Raw genomic sequence first — 16978 nt, 5'->3', positions numbered from 1 at the left:
AGAGCACGAGGAGCGACCATGAGACTGAAGGGCAAGACCGCGCTGGTGACCGGCGCAGCGCAAGGGTTCGGCTTCGGCATCGCCGAGACCTTCGTGCGCGAGGGCGCGCGCGTCGCGGTGCTGGACATCAATGGCGACAAGGCCAAGGAAGCCGCCAAGGCGATCGGCCGCAAGGCCTTCGCCGTGACCTGCGATGTCGGCAAGGCCAAGAGCGTCGACAAGGCGGTCGAGAAGATTCTCGCCAAGGTCGGGCGGCTCGACATCGTCGTGAACAATGCCGGCACCACCCATCGCAACAAGCCGATGACCGAGGTGACCGAGGAGGAGTTCGACCGGATCTTCGCGGTGAACGTGAAGTCGATCTATCTGATGGCGCGCGCGACAGTGCCGCATTTCCGGCAGCATGGCGGCGGCGTGATCCTGAACATCGGCTCGACGGCCGGCGTGCGCCCGCGTCCGGGCCTGACCTGGTACAATGGCTCGAAGGGGGCCGCGAATCTGATCTCGCAGTCGATGGCGGTGGAGCTCGCGCCGGACAAGATCCGCGTCAACGCGATCGCGCCGGTCGCGGGTGAGACGCCGCTGCTCGCCACTTTCATGGGCGAGGACACGCCGGAGCGCCGCGCGCAGTTCACCGCCTCGATCCCGTGGGGCCGGTTCTCGACGCCGCAGGATATCGCCAATGCAGCGCTGTTCCTGTGCTCGGACGAGGCCGACATGGTGACGGGCTCGGTGCTGGCCGTCGACGGCGGACGCTGCGTCTGATCGCAGACGGATTACTTGACGCCGCGCCGGCCGAACTGGGTGCGCTGGGGCGGCGGCGGGGGCCGCCGGACCGATCCGAGGAAGCCTTGCGGCCGGGGCGGCACTGGGGCCGCCGGAATCGGCTTGGTGCCGGCGATCGCCTGTTCCATGGCGAGCGAGAGATGGGAGGGGGCGGCGGCCGTGTCGTCCTCGCTGGCGCGACCGAAGCCTGAGGAAAACGTGCTGCTCGCGGCTGTGGCGCCTGGAGCGGAGGCTGCGAACAGCAGGTAGAGCCACATGCCGATCAGGATGAAGGCGAGAATCCCGGCATATGTCGTGCTGTTGAACGGGCTGTCATTCGTCCGCACGATCAGCGCCTGGGTCTGCAGGACGAGCGCCGTGCAGATGCCGATGGCATAGAGGCCGGGGAAGATATCGCCGCCGCCGGCATCGCGATTGCGGCGGATGGCGTAGCCGATGCGCTTGAAGCCGAAGAAGGCGCTGACGAGGAAGGTGGTCGCCGCAAGCCGGTGTCGCCCTTCTCCGGGAGGGCCGAGGAACGCCTCGTACTGCAGGGCGACGCAGATGGTGAGCAGGACGGCTTCGGTGATGCCGACCAGGCAGGATCTGACGAAGAACTGGCTTCTGCCGAGCGTCCCAGCGAACATGGCGCATTCCTTCCGCAAGGGAATCCTAAGCGCAGCCCGTGAAAGACCGGTAAACGGCGCTTCGGAAACCACGCGGCATCGCGTCAGACGGGTTTTGTGTGCAGCGCGATCTCCTGGCGGAGGATGACGGTGCCGTCCAGCTCGAAGCCGCGCTGCTCCAGCGTGATCCGCGGCTGGGCCGCGTCGCCCTCGATGCGGAACAGGTGCCAGGTGCCGAGCTCGCCATGGCCGCGCGGGCCGATCGAGGCCGAGGGCACGCCGACGATCGGCACGTCGCGACGCAGGCCCGGCCGCCAGGCCAGCGAGAAGCTGTGATTATGGCCGTGCAGGACGAGATCGGCGCCCTTGCGCTTCAGCATGGCCTCGAAAGCGGCGGCATCGACCAGCTCGCGGCCGCGCTTGGCGCCGCCGGTATAAGGCGGGTGATGGATCAGCACGACGCGGATCAAGCCTTCGTCGCGGGCGCGGTCCAGCAGCGCCTCGGTCCGGGCGATCTGCTCGCTGCCGACGCGACCTGTCGCCATCAGCGGCAAGGTGGGCACGCCGCTGTTGACGCCGATCAAGGCAACCGGACCGCGGCGGCGATACCAGGGGTAACCGGCCTTGCCCTCGTCATCGGCGATCCAGGGGGCGAGCAGGCCTGCCAGCGGCTTCAATGACGAGCGCGCATAGGCATCGTGATTGCCCGGCACGAAGCTGACCTTCTCGCGCGGGCCGAGCTCGTCGAGGAAGGCGATGGCGGTCTTGAATTCGTCGGGCAGGCCGATATGCGCGACATCGCCGGTACAGGCGACATGGTCGGGCGCATGCGCGTGGATATCGGCGACGATGCGCGCCAGGATATCCATGTCATGGGCGTGCCTGCGCTTGCGACGCCAGTTGACGTAACCGGTCGCGCGCTTGCCAAAGAGCTGATGCAACGAAAACCCGGCGAGCGGGCCGAGATGCGGGTCGGACAGATGCGCGAGCTTGAACACGCTCTAGCGCTTGCCCCCGCAGGAGGCCGTCAGTCAAGCGCGCCGATGGCGCGCCTGGACTGCGGAAGGGTCCGAAGACCTTAGTTGGCGGCGCCGGTCAGTTCCGACACGATGCGGGAATCGGTCATGGTGACGGCGGGCTTCCAGACATAGGCCGGCTTGGCCTTGAAGCGAGCGATGATGAAAGAGAGCAGCATGGTCCTGGTGTCCTGTGATTGGGCAGCGATATCTGCCTCATTTGGGGCGCGTTTGTGGCAGAACAACTGATGTACTTGACGGTCCGTCATGCGGTTTTTGCATAGACAATTAACTCGCCCTTGAGACTCGATCGGATGCAATCAGCGACGCCCCCACCAGCCGAGATCGATCTGGAGAAGCCGCGCTCGCTTGGGCAACGCCTGCTCAGCCGGCTGTTGCATATCTATTTCCGCTTCGCGCGAGGCATGACCTTCGGCGTGCGCGCCGTCGTGTTGAACGAGCGCGGCGAGGTCTGTCTGGTACGCCATACCTATATTCCCGGCTGGTATCTGCCAGGCGGCGGCGTCGAGGTCGGCGAGACGATGCTGGAGGCGCTGGAGCGGGAGCTGTCGGAGGAGGCCGGCGTTGTCCTCGATCAGCGCCCCAGTCTGCATGGCCTCTTCCTGAACCGACGCATCTCGCGGCGCGATCATGTCGCGCTCTTCGTCGTCCACTCGTTTTCGATCGCGCATGCGAAACAGCCCGATCGCGAGATCGCCGAAGCCGGCTTCTTTCCGCTGGACCACCTGCCGGAGGGGACGACGCCGGCCACGCGGCGGCGGCTTGCGGAGGTTGTCTCCGGGCAGCCGCCTGCGACGGATTGGTGAGGGCGGCTGGCCCGCGTTCAGTTCGCGCTTTTCGCCAATGTGCCGAAATCGGCGTCGAGCTTGGCAAGCCCCGCCGCTATCTTCCCGCGCTGCTCCTTGACCCAGGTATCTTGCCGGTCGAGGCGCTGCCTGGCCTCCGCCAGCATCCGGTCCATCTCGGCCGGCTGCGGGCCGCCCGAGGTGGCGCGGTTCCTGATGATCGCCAGGGGATCCAGCGTCGAGCGGAACTCGGCCTCGCTCATCGGCAGATCGGCTGCGGCGAGCCCCATCTCCGGCGCCGCTTTGCGGTAGATCGCCTGCGCCTGCGCATAGGGAAAATCGGTCGGCTTGATGTTGTTGAGCTTGGCGTAGTCCACAACCTCCGACGCGAAATGGTGGCCGGCGCGGAAGGGCAATTTGTATTTCCGCATCAGGACATCGGCGAGCTCCTGCGACGCCGTCCAGTCGCTGTTGAGCTCTTCAAGCGCGCGTTCGGGGTCGATGGCGAGTGCCTTCAGGATGCGGTCGAGGCCCTGCAGAGCCTTGGTCGCGCTGTCGGTCATGGCGCTGTTGGTCCTGGCGTCCTTGGCGTCGGGCATGCCGGGCGGGATGTTATGCGCCCGGAACACCGGCCCCATCGCCAGCGAGAGCGCGGTCGAGGCGTCCTCGCGTGTGCCGTTCAGCAGGCCCGGATTGCGCTTCTGCGGCATGGCACTGGAGACATAGGTGTTGCCGCCGCCCTCACGCAGGATGATCCAGGGCCGCGACTGCGCGTATTGCGTCATCACGTCCTCGATGAAGCCACCGACATGCAGGGCGATGCCGGTGACGATGCCGCCGACCTCCACGGGCAGGTCGGCAGCCGCAATCTGCGAGGCGTCATAGGCGTTCTCGACGAGGCCGGCGAAGCCGAGATAATCCGCCATGCGCTGGCGATCGAGCGGCCAGCTCGTGCCGTTGAGCACGGTCGTGCCCATCGGCGAGCGATCGACGCGAGCATAGGTCTCGCGGATGCGCTGCGCGTCGCGATCGAGCCCGGCGACGAGGCCGAGCAGGTAATGGCCGTAGCTGTTGGGCTGGGCGGCGACGCCGTTGGTGTAGTTGGGCACGATCGTGTCGCGATGGGCCGCGGCGAGCTCGACCATGGTCCGTGTCGCGCGGTTGAGCTCACCGGCGAGCGTCAGGAGCCGGTCGCGCATGATCGCAGCCCTGTAGGTCGCGTGCATGTCCTGGCTGGAACGGCCGGCATGGATGAGCGTGACCTCGACCCCGGCTTCCTTGATCATCAGCGGCTCGAAGGTGATGACGGTCGAAGGCCGCCTCGCGCCGGGCTGGTTGCCGGCCTCGATAACCTTGGCGATGCCCTGCGCCAGTTTCGGCGCCAGCGCCCGGTCGAGCAGGCCCTGCTCGGCATTGATAACCGTGCTCGCCTTGTTGATCTCGCCGAGCCAGAAGAACTCGTCCCGGACGGGCTCCTTCGGTGGGGTCGGTTGCTGCGCGAAAGCGGGCAGGCAGAGGGCTGCCAGAAGCAGGGCAGGGGCGAGTGGCTTCAATCCGGGCATCGGTTTCCTCCGCTCCGACAGGCGAGAGCGCCTTCGGCTTCCGTGATCTGTTCCCCCGCTGGAGACCGGAGTTGAGACCAATCCGGCGAGGCCGGCAAGTCTCTGCAAAGGATCGACACAAGATCGATGGACGCCGCTCGGATGCTCTGCTAGAGGCGCTGTCATGATGATCCGGCTGAGCCTGCGAGACCTGCGACGACCGGCGCGCTGAATGCGCCCTTCCGGTCATGCGCCCGCACGCGCCTGCCCTCGCTCAGCCGATCCGCCTCCCGCGCTACACGTCGATCATCATGACATCCCTGCCTCTGACCATCCGCCACGAACTCCCCGTGGACGCCGCCGCGATCGAGCGCCTGCATGAGCGCGCCTTCGGCCCCGGCCGCTTCGCCCGCACGGCCTTCCGCCTGCGCGAGGGTGTGCCGCCCGACCACGCCCTGTCCTTCGCCGCCCATGTCGGCACCTTCCTCGTCGGCTCGGTGAAGGTGACGGCGGTGCTGGCCGGCGGGCACAAGGCGTTGATGCTGGGCCCGCTGACCGTCGACCCCGCCTTCGAGGGCCGGGGTATCGGTGCTGCGCTGATGAACCGCTCGATCGAGGCCGCGCGCGAGACCGGGCACGACCTGATCCTGCTGATCGGCGACGCGCCCTATTACGCCCGCTTCGGCTTCAAGGTGCTGCCGCCCGGCCAGCTCGTCCTGCCGGGCCCAGCCGATCCGGCGCGCTTCCTGGCGCTGGAGCTGGTCGCGGGCGTGCTGAAGCAGCGCAGTGGGGCGGTGACCTCGATGCGCTTCAGCTCTGACGCCTGAGGCGCCTGCCGCTCTCGCCGAGCCAGCCGGCGACGAGCGCGCCGAACAGCACGGTCAGGCCGAGCAATCCGATGAAGAGCGGCGAGATGCGCACGCCGCGGACGATGCCGGAATCGCTGATCCTCAGGCCGATCCAGTCATTGCCGGCGAACTGGCTGCCCGAGCGCACCGGCACGATGCGCGGTATGTTGACGGCCGAGCCGCTCTCGCGGCCGATGCGGCGCGAGGAGCCGCCGGTCGCCTGCGCCAATTGCTGGAGTGCGCCGGGATCGCTGACCACCTCCATCAGCTCGCGCGGGTTCTCCGGGCCGACGCTGGCGAAGGCGGTGAGATTGTCGGAGGTCAGACGGTAGAGGCCGAGATCGCTGGTCGGGATGCGGGCGGTGAACAGGCCGGGGCGGCCGGGTTCCAGCGTGACCGTGCGCGACTGGCCATCGGGGCCGGTGATGGTGATGGGGCCGGGATTGTCGCGCAGCGTCTGGCGCTCGACCTCGACGGTGGCGCCGCGGACGGTCGCGCGCAACGCCTCCTCCTCAAGCTCGGGCTCCTTCATCAGCCAGTGGCTGAGGCGGCGCAGCAGGTCGAGATAGGGGCCGCCGTCGCGGAAGCCGCGGGCCCAGAGCCAGGCATGGTCGGAGAGGAAAAGCGCGACGCGGCCCTTCTGCTCGCGCGCCAGCATCAAGAGCGGGCGGTCGCCGGGGCCGGTCATGACGGGGGCGCCGCCGGCCCGCGCCTGGGCGCCGACCATGCGCAGCCATTCGCCCCAGCGCGGCGGCGAGACTTCCGAGCCCGGCAGGTCGCGGGTGACGGGGTGGCGCTTGCCGGGCTCGCTGACCGTGGCCCGATAGGCCTCGTCGATGACGCTGCCATCGGGCAGGGCGGGCAGGATCTGGCCGAGCGGCGTGCGCGCCAGCGTCTGCGAGCCCGCATATTCCGGCCCTGCCGCGACGAGCAGCGCGCCGCCGTCGCGGACATAGCGCACGATGTTCTCGAAATAGAGCAGCGGCAGGATCGACTGGTTAGCGTAGCGGTCGAAGATGATCAGGTCGAATTCCTTGATCTTGACCTGAAACAGCTCGCGTGTCGGGAAGGCGATCAGCGAAAGCTCGTTGATCGGCGTGCCGTCCTGCTTCTCCGGCGGGCGCAGGATGGTGAAATGCACGAGATCGACATTGGCGTCGGCCTTGAGCAGGTTGCGCCAGGTGCGCTCGCCCGGATGCGGCTCGCCGGAGACCAGCAGCACGCGAAGCTTGTCGCGCACGCCCTCGATGGTGATGACGGCGCGGTTGTTCGCCAGCGTCAGTTCGTTGTCGATCGCTTGAGCCTCGATCTCGACGACGTTCGGTCCGCCACGGTCGATGCGGACCGGGACCTGCACGGTCTGGCCGGTCGCGACCTCGCGGCGGGCGATGATCTCGCCGTCGCGGCGGATGGTCAGGCCGGCGCGGCCGGGGCCGCCCTTGTCGACGACGCGGAGCCGAATGATCTGGTCCTTGCCGACGATGCCGAAGCGCGGCGAATCGACCAGCACGATGCGCCGGTCGATCTCGGCATTGCGGCCAGTGGTCAGGACATGCAGCGGCGCGCGCAGGCCGAGCGCCTCGGCCGTGGCCGGCGCGTCATGGGCGAGACCGTCGGTGATGGCGATGGCGCCGGCGACGCGCTCGGAAGGGACATCGGCAAGGCTCGACGACAGGGCCTCGAACAGGCGGGTGCCATCATTGGTCCCTTGCGCGTCGCGCAGCTCGACGATCCGTGGCTCGACATTGGGGATACCGCGCAATTGCCGCTCGATCTCGGCGACGGCTGCATCGGTCTGGGCCGCGCGGTCGGCAAGGCGGTTCGAGGCCGAGCGGTCGACCACGACGGAGACGACGTCCTTGACCGGCTCGCGATCCTCGAAGACGAGCGAGGGATCGGCCAGCGCCGCCGTCAGCACGACGAGCGCGAGCGCGCGCAGGATGGCGCTGCGGCCGGCGAGCACGATGGCCGCACCGGCTGCCAAAGCCGCGAGCACGGCGAGGCCGATGAGCAGCGGCAGGGGCACCATCGGGGCGAGGGAGACGCTCCACATGGCTATTGTCCCAATCGCTCGAGCAGGGCCGGGACATGGACCTGATCGGCCTTATAGTTGCCGGTGAGGGCGTACATCACGAGGTTGACCCCGGCGCGCAGCGCCATCTCGCGCTGGCGCGGGTCGCCGCCGGAGAGCGGCACCAGCCCTTCGCCGCGACGATCAATCGCCCAAGCGGAGGCGAGGTCGTTGGCGGTGATGATGATCGGCGAGACATTGTCGCCCGCGCGGGCCGGGCGGCGCCCGTCACTGTCTGCCGGTGGCAGGGTCTCGACCCAGGTCGTGCCGGTGTCGTAACGGCCGACGAGCTCGTCGAGGATGTAGAAGGTCTTGGTCAGGACGTGGTCGCGCGGCAGCGGCTCCAGCTCGGGAATATCGAGCGTCTGCAGCATGCGCTTGAGCTGGTCGCCCTCGGGCGTGGTGCCGCCGCCGGGCCGGGCGCTCATGGCGTCACGGGTGTCGAAGATCACGAGCCCGCCGCCTTTCATATAGGCTTCGAGCTTGCGCAGCGTCTCGGCCGAAGGCAACGGCCGGCCGGCGACGATGGGCCAGTACAGCACCGGGAAGAAGGCGAGTTCGTCGCGCTCGACGCTGACGCCGACCGGCTCGCCCGGCTCCAGCGCCGTGCGGGCGCCGAGCACCGTGTTGAGGCCGAGGAGCCCGGCCTTCGACATGTTGTCGACGGATGTCTCGCCGGTGACGACATAGGCGAGCCGCGTCTGCGCGCCATTGGCAAGCAGGGCGCGCGGGATCGGCGGGCGGGTATCGGCCTGCGCGTTCGGGGCGGGCTGCTGGGCGTGGGCGGTATCGGGCGCCAGCGCGAAGGAGGCGCCGAGCGCGAGCAGGATCGCGGCCGGCGCGGCGACCTTGCGCAGGCGGGCGAAGCTGAGGCGCCCGCCGAGCCAGAGCGTCGCCAGCGTGTCGGCGACGAGCAGGAGTAGCGCGAGGACGAGGAGCAGCGGGCGGATGTCGCGCGCCACCGGCTCGTCGATCGGCAGCACGGCGACGCCGAGGCTGGCGAGGTCGAGCGCTGCGAGCGTGTCGGCCGGCGTCAGCGCATTCACCGCGAGCGAGCCGTCGGTCGGGCCGTAGAGGCCGGGCGGGTGGGCGAGCGTCGCGCGGCCGGCATAGTTGCGCGCCACCGGCTGGGCGGTCGCGGGGGCCGAGCGGAACTGGCCGATACCGTCGAGCACGCGGGTCGGCGAGAGGGTCTCGACGCGCGCGTCGTCGGCTTGTGCCTCGACTGCGGCGGGGCCGTTCCCGGCGAGATTGACGATCTTGCGGAGCATGTCGACGAAGAGGCCCGAGAGCGGAAGGTTCGACCAGGTGGTGTCGGCGGTGACATGGACCATGGCGATGAGGCCGTCGCCGCGCCGCTCGCCGGTGACGACCGGCGTGCCGTCCTCCAGCGCCGCCCAGGTCTTGCGCGAGAGGTTGGGCTCCGGCTCGGCCAGGATCTGGCGGCTGACGCGGATGTCGTCGCTGATGGTCAGGCCGAAAAAGGGGCTTTCGCGGGTGAAGGGCGCGAGCTTGCGCGGGCTCTCCCAGGACAGGCCGCCGCCGAGCGTGCGGCCGCCGCGGCGCAGGCGCACCGGCGTCAGGTCGTCGGAAGCGGCGGCGAGGCGAGCCCCGGCGAAGCGCAGCAGCACGCCGCCGCGCTCGACGAAGCTCGTGACCTTCTCGGCCGTCTCGCGATCGAGCGCGCCGATATCGGCGAGAACGAGAACCGAGAGATTCTGTGCCAGCAATTCGCCGATCGGATCGGTCGAGCCCTGCCGCGGTTCGCGGATCTCGGCAAAGGGCTGGAGGGCGCGGGAGAGGTAATAGGTCGGCGACAGCAGCGGCTGCGCGGTGTCGGCGGTCGCGCCGGAGACGAGACCGATGCGGCGGCGCTTGGCCCGGTCGTCGAGCAGCGCCACGGCACCGGCGCTGCGCTCGCCGACGATCTCCAGCCGCGAGACGGCGTTGCGAACCTCGATCGGCAAGGTCAGGCGGGCGGTGGTTTCGAGGTTGTTGCCCTCGAAGACGAAGGGCGCGTTGCCGAGCGGCAGGCCCTTGAGATCGAGCGCGCGGACCTGACCCGTTGCGGCGGCGCTTGGGGTCGGGCGCAGCACCTTGACGGTCAGGGCACCGGCTAGATTCTCGGGCGCGGAGAGCGCGAGGTGTGCGGCCGGGGCGGCATGAACAGCGAGGCGGCGGGCCTCGGCGTCCTGCTTCAGACGCGCGAGGAAGCTGCCATCGTCGGAGACGGCGAGCCCATCGGCAACCCAGACGATCTCGGCCGAGGGAGAGCCTTGCAGGAAGGCCTCGATGCGCTGGAGATGCGCGGAACGATCCGGCGCATGCGGTTGGAGCGGGAGCGCGCGCAAGCGATCGAGCGCGATGCGCGGCTCGGCCAATGCGATGGCGGCTGGTGCTTCGGCGAGGCCGAGCACGGCGACCGGGCGGCCCTCGCGGGTCGCGGCGGCGATGCGTGATTCGGCGACCGAGACGCGCTCGGCCCAGTCGGTGGCGGCGCCGAAGCCGTTATCGATCAGGAGCAGGATCGGGCCGCGCGAAGGGGCGGCATTCCGCACGGGATTCCAGACCGGGCCGGCGACGGCGAGGATGGCGAGCGCTGCGATCGCCATGCGCAAGGCGAGCAGCCACCAGGGCGTATGGGCCGGGGTTTCGCGCTTGGCGATCAGGTCCGCCATGATCTTGAGCGGCGGGAAATCGATGCGGCGCGGGCGCGGCGGCGTGACGCGCAGGATCAGCCAGAGCGCCGGCAGCAAGGCGAGCGCGGCGAGAGCGAGCGGGGCGGTAAAGCTGAAGGGCAGGGCGCTGAGCATCGGCGTTTCCCCTCAGAGGCCCGAGGCGCTGCGCGAGGCGGCGACGAGGCTCGCGATGCGCAGCACCGCTTCGCTGGCCGGCCGGTCGGTGCGATGCAGCGTCAAGGTCCAGCCGGCCTTGCGGCAGGCTTCCGCGATGGCCTCGCGATGGGCGGCGAGACGCTGGCGGTACTCATCGCCCCAGGCGCCGGCATCGCCGACGCGCAGGGTCAGCCCGTCCTCGAGCTCGAAGAGCTCGGCCTGTCCACTGAAGGGGAAGGTCTCCTCGATCGGATCGGCGATCAGCAGGACATGGCCGCGTGCGCCCGACGAGGCGAGCGTGGCGATCCGCTGGGCGAGAGCGGAAGCGGGCGAGAGCCCGTCGGTAATGATGATCGCGTCGGCCAAACGAGGCAGCGGCGCTTCCGGCGGCAGGTCGGAGGAGGCGTTGCGCTCGTCCGCGAGGATCGCCTGCGCCAGCATCTCGACGATGCGGCGCGAGGCCAAGGCACGGGTCAACCCGAGATGGCCGACGCGTTCGCCGCCCTCGACCATCGTCTCGGCCAGGGCGAAGCCGGCGACCAATGCGCGATCGAGCTTCGAGGTCATCGCCAGCGAGGAGGCGAAGCCCATCGAGGGCGAGCGGTCGATCCAGAGCCAGATCGAATGCGAGGCTTCCCATTCGCGCTCGCGGACGAAGAGATGGCCGTCGCGGGCGGAACGGCGCCAGTCGATCCGCGAGGCCGATTCGCCGGCGACCAGCGGGCGGTACTGCCAGAAGGTCTCGCCCGGGCCGGAGCGGCGCCGGCCATGGATGCCGTGGATGCTGGCGGAGACGCGGCGCGCCTCCAGGATCAGGCGCGGCAGGCGCGCGGCGAGGTCGAGCGATTCCGTGAGGACCGGCCGCGATGGCCGCCTTTCGCCAGGACCCAGGACGCGCGTGCGCAACATCGGCCTATCCCAGCCGTTCCACGAGCTTGCCGATCAGGCCCTCGACCGTCTCGCCATCGGCGCGCGCGGCGAAGGTCAGCGCGACGCGGTGCTTCAGAACGGGAATGGCGAGCGCCGCGACATCGTCGACCGAGGGAGCGAGCCGGCCCTCGACGAGGGCGCGGGCACGCACCGCCAGCGTCAGCGACTGGCTCGCGCGGGGGCCCGGACCCCAGGAGAGCTTGTCGGTGACCGAAGCCTCGCCTTCGCCGGGGCGGGCGGAGCGGACGAGATCGAGGATCGCCTCGACCACGGCGTCGCCGACCGGCAGGCGGCGGACGAGGCGCTGGATCGACATCAGCGTCTCGGAGGTCATCGCCGGGGAGGGCTTGTATTCGGCGGCGCCGGTCGTCTCCAGCAGGATACGACGTTCGGCCTCGCGGTCGGGGTAGCCGACATCGATCTCGAGCAGGAAGCGGTCGAGCTGGGCTTCGGGCAGCGGATAGGTGCCCTCCTGTTCGATCGGATTCTGCGTCGCCAGCACGTGGAAGGGGGCGGGCAGGTCATAGCGCTCGCCGGCGACAGTGACATGGTGCTCCTGCATCGCCTGGAGCAGGGCCGACTGGGTGCGCGGCGAGGCGCGGTTGATCTCGTCCGCCATCAGCAACTGGGCGAAGACCGGGCCCTTGATGAAGCGGAAATGGCGCTTGCCGTCGCTCGATTCGTCGAGAACCTCGGAGCCGAGGATGTCGGAGGGCATCAGGTCGGGCGTGAACTGGACACGGCGGGCCGCGAGGCCGAGCACGGTGCCCATCGCCTCGACGAGCTTGGTCTTGGCGAGGCCGGGAACGCCGACGAGCAGGCCATGGCCGCCCGAGAGCAGCGTCACCAGCGAGAGATCGACGACCTTCTGCTGGCCGAAGATGACCTGGCCGATCTCCTTGCGCGCCGCGCCGATGGCACCGAGCGCGGCTTCGGCCGCCTCGACGATGCCTGTGTCGAGGTCGATCGGCGAAGTGCTCTCGTTTGCCCGGACTTGCGCCGCCATGTCGGTCTCCTTCACTCTGTCGCGGGCCGTTGCGCCGCCATGCGAACCGTCGATGCGTTCGGCCGTTCAGTGTGGACGGGCCATCACGGCGGCTCAAGCGCCGAATGGAATGGTACACATCAACTCGGCTTCACGATTATGTGGAGTTCAAGGCGGAAACGCGATGCAAGCACGATGCCGCAGCAAGTGGGGATTGGCCTTTCGATGACGGGACCGGGCCATGCGATGGAACGCCTGATGGCCTCGCTCGGCGGCGGCAAGGCGCGCGGCCTGCCGCCGGTGGAGCGCTGGAACCCGCCGTTCTGCGGGGATCTCGACATGCGCATCGCTGCCGACGGCACCTGGTTCTACATGGGTACGCCGATCGGCCGGCCGGCGCTGGTGAAGCTGTTCTCCTCGGTGCTGAAGCGCGAGGGCGACGATTACTTTCTCGTGACCCCGGTCGAGAAGGTCGGAATCACGGTCGACGACGCGCCGTTCCAGGCCGTCGAGATGCAGGTCGATGGTGAGGGCGACGCTCGGACGCTCGCGTTCCGGACGCAGGTCGACGATCTCGTCTGCGTCGGGCCGGACCACGCCTTGCGTTTCGTGCGGGCTGCACAGGACGGGCTGACACCTTATGTCCATGTCCGGCGCGGCCTCTGGGCCCGGCTGACGCGGGCGCTGACCTATGACCTGCTGGCGCTCGGCGAAGTAAAGGATGTCGAAGGCGAGGCCATGTTTGGGGTTGCCGCCGCAGGGCAGTTCTATCCGGCTCTGCCGGCGAGCGAGATCGAGGGCATCTAGCATTGATGAGATCGGAAACCGCCCTCAACCTGAGCAGCGAGGGTTTTGCGGCGCTGGCGCGCGAACGCCTGCGGGCCGAGCCGCCCCTACTGGGCGATGTCATCAGCCGGCCGCGCGGCGACCATGAGAATCAGTCGGCATCCGTACCGATCCCCGATGAGAAGCGCGCTGTCCCGGCTGCCGTGCTGATCGGCATCGTGCCGCGCCCCGAGGGGCCGACCGTGCTGCTGACGCAGCGGGCCGCGGCGCTTCGCAATCATTCGGCGCAGGTCGCCTTTCCCGGCGGGCGGGTCGATGCCGTCGACGGCTCGCCGGTCGTCACGGCTTTGCGCGAGACCGAGGAGGAGATCGGCCTGTCGCGCTCGCATATTCGCACGCTCGGCTTCCTCGATGCCTATCTCACCGGCACCGGCTATCGGATCGTGCCGGTGGTGGCGCTGGTCGAGCCGCCCTTCTCGCTGACGATCAACCATAACGAGGTCGACGAGGCCTTCGAGACGCCGCTCTCCTTCCTGCTCGATCCCGCCAACCACAAGCGCGAGGGAATCGAATGGAAGGGGCATTTCCGCACCTACTATGCGATGCCGTTCGAGGGTCGCTATATCTGGGGCGCGACCGCCGGCATGATCCGCAATCTCTATGAGCGGCTGGCGGGCTAGAGCATCGGATCGAGAAGTGGAATGCACTTTTCGGACGAATCCGATGCGGCGATGTAAACTTGTGTCTGCGCGGATGACGCGCCCGGGAATAACGAAGCGATGCTGCGCGCGATCATCGAAGAGGTTCTGCTCTTCGTCCTGCCCTTCTGCATCTTCGCAGGCTATCTCGTCATCAAGCGGCGCAACCCCTTCGATGTCGAGCACTGGAGCCCGCATGTCTTCCGCCTGGCGGTCGTGGGCTTCCTGCTGGCCATCGCCGTGCTGGTCTATGGTGGCTTGATCGCGCCGCGGAGCAAGGGTGCCTACGAGCCGCCGCATATGGAGAACGGGGTGCTGGTGCCCGGCCGCTTCAAATGAGCGGGCACCGCGCCGGCGAGATCGCGCGCTTCCTAGCCCAGCCGGTATTGTCGCGGCTGCTGTCGGCGCTCGACGGTGACGGCGAGGAAACCCGTGTCGTCGGCGGCGCGGTGCGCAATCTCCTGCTCGGCGAGCCTGCGAGCGATATCGACCTTGCGACCACCGCCTTGCCGCAGGAGACGATGCGGCGCGGCAAGGCGGCCGGCTTCAAGGCGGTGCCGACCGGGATCGAGCATGGCACGGTCACGCTCGTCGCGGACGGCTCTAGCTTCGAGGTGACGACGCTGCGGCGCGACGTCGAGACCGATGGGCGCCGGGCCAAGGTCGTGTTCGGCCGCGATTTCGTGGCGGACGCGCTGCGCCGCGACTTCACCATCAATGCGCTCGGGCTCGGCCGGGACGGCACGCTCCATGATTATTGCGGCGGGCTCGACGATCTCGCCCGGCGACGCGTGCGCTTCATCGGCGATGCCGCGGCCCGAATCCGCGAGGACTACCTGCGCATCCTGCGCTTCTTCCGCTTCCATGCCCGCTATGGTGTCGGCGCGCCCGATGCCGAGGGCTTGAGCGCCTGCATTGCCGGCCGCGAGGGGCTCGCCGGATTGTCGCGCGAACGGGTGCGGGCGGAAGTGCTGAAGCTGCTGGTGGCGCCCGGCGTTGTCGCGACGATCGGAGCGATCGCCGGCGCCGGGCTCTTGATGCCGGTGATCGGCGGCGTGCCGCATCTCTCGCGCTTCGCCGCGATCGCGGGAGATGACGGCGCGGGTGTTCACCCAGCGTTTCGGCTGGCGGCGCTGGCGGTTTCCGTCGGCGAGGACGCGTTGCGCCTGCGCGAACGGTTGCGGCTTTCGAACGAGGAGTTCGACCGGATCGAGCGGATCGCACGGGCTTTGGAGGCTCTGGGCGGCCGAGCGGGTCTGCCCGGCATCGTGGCGCTGCGTCATGTCGCCTATGACGCCGGGAACGACGCGGCCGCTGCGGCGCTCGTCCTGCTCAATGCGTCGGCAGAGGGCGAGGGCAGGGACGGTGTGCAGCAGCTCATTGCCGAGCTCGGCCGGACGCCGCCCTTCCTTCCGACGGGGAAGGATGTCATCGGGCGCGGTATCGCGCCCGGACCGAGCGTCGGGCGGGCCCTCGATGCGGCCCGGCGAGGCTGGATCGAAGCCGGTTCCCCGGCTTCGGCTGAGGCCCAGTTCGCGTTGCTCGACCAAGCGGTCGAGCAAGCGTGGCCTTAAGGCCAGCGCACCGTCGGCGGCATCGAGGACAGGATGGAATCGACATTGCCGCCGGTCTTCAGGCCGAAGATCGTGCCGCGGTCGTAGAGCAGGTTGAACTCGACATAGCGGCCGCGCCGGACCTGCTGCTCCTGGCGCTCGGCCTCGCTCCAGGGCTTGCCGATATTGCGGCGCAGGATGTCGGGATAGCTGCCGAGGAAGGCCTCGCCGACGGCGCGGGTGAAGGCGAGATCGGCCTCGACATCGCCGGTCCAGACATAGTCGTAGAAGATGCCGCCGATGCCGCGCGGCTCGTTGCGGTGCTTCAGGAAGAAATATTCGTCGCACCAGGTCTTGAAGCGCGGGTAATCCGCCACCGCCGGGTGATCATCGCAGGGCCGGCGCATCGCGGCGTGGAAATCGCGCGCGTCGGGGTCGTCCTGATCGCGGCGTGCGTCGAGCACCGGCGTCAGGTCGGCGCCGCCACCGAACCAGGGCTTCGTGGTGACGACGAAGCGCGTATTCATGTGCACGGTCGGCGCGTGTGGGTTCCAGGGATGGGCGATCAGCGAGATGCCGGTGGCATGGAAGCGCGGATCCTGCGCCGCGCCCGGAATCTGCGCCGCGAAATCGGGGTGGAAGCTGCCATGCACCGTCGAGACATGGACGCCGACCTTCTCGAAGACGCGACCCTTCATGATCGACATGACACCGCCGCCGCCGGACGCGCCGTCATGGTTGGTGCGCTGCCAGGGCGTCCGGACGAAGCGCCCGGCCGTCTCCGCCTCGGGCGGGAAGGGGCCGGCGGCCTCGTCCTCGACCGCCTCGAAGGCGGTGCAAATGCGATCGCGCAGGCTTTCGAACCAAGCGGCCGCGCGTGACTTCAGCGCTTCGACGACAACCGGATCGGCGGGCGGGGATTCAGCGGGTTTCGAGGTGGTCATCGTCTGTTCCATCGCGGCCCGGGAAGCCGCCTGTCTGCCGTAATGCCTCGCCCATTACCATTGCTGCCGCCAGTGCGACATTGAGCGAGCGCAAACCCGCGCGCATGGGAATGTGGAGGCTGGTGTCCGCCGCCGCTCGGGCCTCGCCCGTCACGCCAGCCGATTCGCGCCCGAGCAGGACGATGTCGCCGGGCTGGAAGTGGAAATCCGGAAGCGGGATCGCGCCGTCGGTCTCGGCAAGGATGAGGCGATGGCCATGCTCGCGCCGCCACTGGTCGAAGGCCGTAAAGGAATCGTGCCGGGCAACGGCGGCGCGTTCGAGATAGTCCATGCCGGAGCGGCGGAAATGCCGGTCCGACACGTCGAAGGCGGCCGGCTCGACGATATCGACGGCGAGGCCGAGGCAGGCGGCCATGCGGATCATCGTCCCGGTGTTCTGCGGGATGTCCGGCTGGAAAAGGGCGAGACGAAGCATGCCGGGGTGATGACGGGTCGCGCTGCGAGACGTCAAGGCCGGCAGATGGGTACGGCTTGCTCGCGCTCGCCGGTCGGCGTTGAACCGGGAGGGCTTTACG

At 69.0% G+C, this 16978-nt stretch carries 16 protein-coding genes; 7 read left to right on the top strand and 9 right to left on the bottom strand.

Annotated elements, in window-relative coordinates; genetic code table 11:
• The first annotated feature begins 18 nt into the window (after positions 1 to 18).
• Positions 19 to 765, top strand: coding sequence for a glucose 1-dehydrogenase (locus tag AC3WMA_RS07960; RefSeq protein ID WP_133562802.1), 747 nt, complete (start codon positions 19 to 21; stop codon positions 763 to 765).
• Between the two features lie 11 nt (positions 766 to 776).
• Here the strand turns inward: AC3WMA_RS07960 and AC3WMA_RS07955 are convergent, their stop codons facing one another.
• Both AC3WMA_RS07955 and AC3WMA_RS07950 read right to left on the bottom strand, forming a co-directional pair.
• Positions 777 to 1412, bottom strand: coding sequence for a hypothetical protein (locus tag AC3WMA_RS07955; protein WP_492284865.1), 636 nt, complete (start codon positions 1410 to 1412; stop codon positions 777 to 779).
• Between the two features lie 83 nt (positions 1413 to 1495).
• Complete coding sequence (locus AC3WMA_RS07950) at positions 1496 to 2389, bottom strand: metallophosphoesterase family protein (RefSeq protein ID WP_492284864.1); 894 nt, start codon at positions 2387 to 2389, stop codon at positions 1496 to 1498.
• Positions 2390 to 2721: 332 nt separating this feature from the next.
• On the opposite strand from AC3WMA_RS07950, the gene AC3WMA_RS07945 reads away from it, so the two are divergent.
• Positions 2722 to 3234 (top strand): NUDIX domain-containing protein, encoded by a 513-nt coding sequence (locus tag AC3WMA_RS07945; protein ID WP_492284863.1) that lies wholly within the window; start codon positions 2722 to 2724, stop codon positions 3232 to 3234.
• Positions 3235 to 3251: 17 nt separating this feature from the next.
• Here AC3WMA_RS07945 and AC3WMA_RS07940 read toward each other — a convergent pair whose 3' ends face one another.
• Positions 3252 to 4775 carry an argininosuccinate lyase gene (locus AC3WMA_RS07940; RefSeq protein ID WP_492284862.1) on the bottom strand — a complete coding sequence of 508 codons (1524 nt, stop codon included), beginning with the start codon at positions 4773 to 4775 and terminating at the stop codon, positions 3252 to 3254.
• 290 nt (positions 4776 to 5065) lie between these two features.
• On the opposite strand from AC3WMA_RS07940, the gene AC3WMA_RS07935 reads away from it, so the two are divergent.
• The gene (locus AC3WMA_RS07935; protein ID WP_492284861.1) at positions 5066 to 5581 is read left to right on the top strand and encodes a GNAT family N-acetyltransferase; all 516 of its coding nucleotides are present in this window, start codon (positions 5066 to 5068) and stop codon (positions 5579 to 5581) included.
• Here the strand turns inward: AC3WMA_RS07935 and AC3WMA_RS07930 are convergent.
• From AC3WMA_RS07930 to AC3WMA_RS07915, 4 genes are read right to left on the bottom strand one after another with little or no spacing between them, the layout of a single operon-like run.
• Positions 5565 to 7655, bottom strand: a complete 2091-nt coding sequence (locus AC3WMA_RS07930; RefSeq protein ID WP_492284860.1) for a hypothetical protein — start codon at positions 7653 to 7655, stop codon at positions 5565 to 5567. The genes AC3WMA_RS07935 and AC3WMA_RS07930 overlap by 17 nt on opposite strands.
• 2 nt (positions 7656 to 7657) lie before the next feature.
• On the bottom strand, positions 7658 to 10486 hold the full coding sequence (locus AC3WMA_RS07925) for a DUF4159 domain-containing protein (RefSeq protein ID WP_492284859.1): 2829 nt from the start codon (positions 10484 to 10486) through the stop codon (positions 7658 to 7660).
• A 12-nt stretch (positions 10487 to 10498) separates the two neighbouring features.
• On the bottom strand, positions 10499 to 11416 hold the full coding sequence (locus tag AC3WMA_RS07920; protein ID WP_492284858.1) for a DUF58 domain-containing protein: 918 nt from the start codon (positions 11414 to 11416) through the stop codon (positions 10499 to 10501).
• Positions 11417 to 11420: 4 nt separating this feature from the next.
• Complete coding sequence (locus AC3WMA_RS07915; RefSeq protein ID WP_492284857.1) at positions 11421 to 12443, bottom strand: AAA family ATPase; 1023 nt, start codon at positions 12441 to 12443, stop codon at positions 11421 to 11423.
• A gap of 204 nt (positions 12444 to 12647) precedes the next feature.
• Here AC3WMA_RS07915 and AC3WMA_RS07910 point away from each other — a divergent pair, with 204 nt between their 5' ends.
• From AC3WMA_RS07910 to AC3WMA_RS07895, 4 genes are all read left to right on the top strand, one after another.
• Positions 12648 to 13229, top strand: coding sequence for a DUF1285 domain-containing protein (locus AC3WMA_RS07910; protein WP_492284856.1), 582 nt, complete (start codon positions 12648 to 12650; stop codon positions 13227 to 13229).
• Positions 13230 to 13234: 5 nt separating this feature from the next.
• Positions 13235 to 13888, top strand: coding sequence for a CoA pyrophosphatase (locus AC3WMA_RS07905; RefSeq protein ID WP_492284855.1), 654 nt, complete (start codon positions 13235 to 13237; stop codon positions 13886 to 13888).
• Positions 13889 to 13987: 99 nt separating this feature from the next.
• A complete protein-coding gene (locus AC3WMA_RS07900) occupies positions 13988 to 14245 on the top strand; it encodes a DUF6111 family protein (RefSeq protein ID WP_492284854.1) in 258 nt (85 codons plus the stop codon).
• The gene (locus AC3WMA_RS07895) at positions 14242 to 15480 is read left to right on the top strand and encodes a CCA tRNA nucleotidyltransferase (protein WP_492284853.1); all 1239 of its coding nucleotides are present in this window, start codon (positions 14242 to 14244) and stop codon (positions 15478 to 15480) included. Before AC3WMA_RS07900 ends, AC3WMA_RS07895 begins: the two co-directional genes overlap by 4 nt.
• Here AC3WMA_RS07895 and hemF read toward each other — a convergent pair.
• A complete protein-coding gene (gene hemF / locus AC3WMA_RS07890; protein WP_492284852.1) occupies positions 15477 to 16403 on the bottom strand; it encodes an oxygen-dependent coproporphyrinogen oxidase in 927 nt (308 codons plus the stop codon). The two genes, AC3WMA_RS07895 and hemF, sit on opposite strands and share 4 nt — an antisense overlap.
• Positions 16381 to 16878: a tRNA (cytidine(34)-2'-O)-methyltransferase gene (locus AC3WMA_RS07885; protein WP_492284851.1), complete on the bottom strand. Its 498-nt coding sequence runs from the start codon at positions 16876 to 16878 to the stop codon at positions 16381 to 16383. The genes hemF and AC3WMA_RS07885 overlap by 23 nt, the downstream gene beginning before the upstream one ends.
• Positions 16879 to 16978: the final 100 nt, after the last annotated feature.

This window comes from Allobosea sp. FW305-C-101, assembly GCF_058783685.1.
Note: the sequence above shows the minus strand (reverse complement) of the source record. Positions and strands in the feature narration are given on the sequence as shown.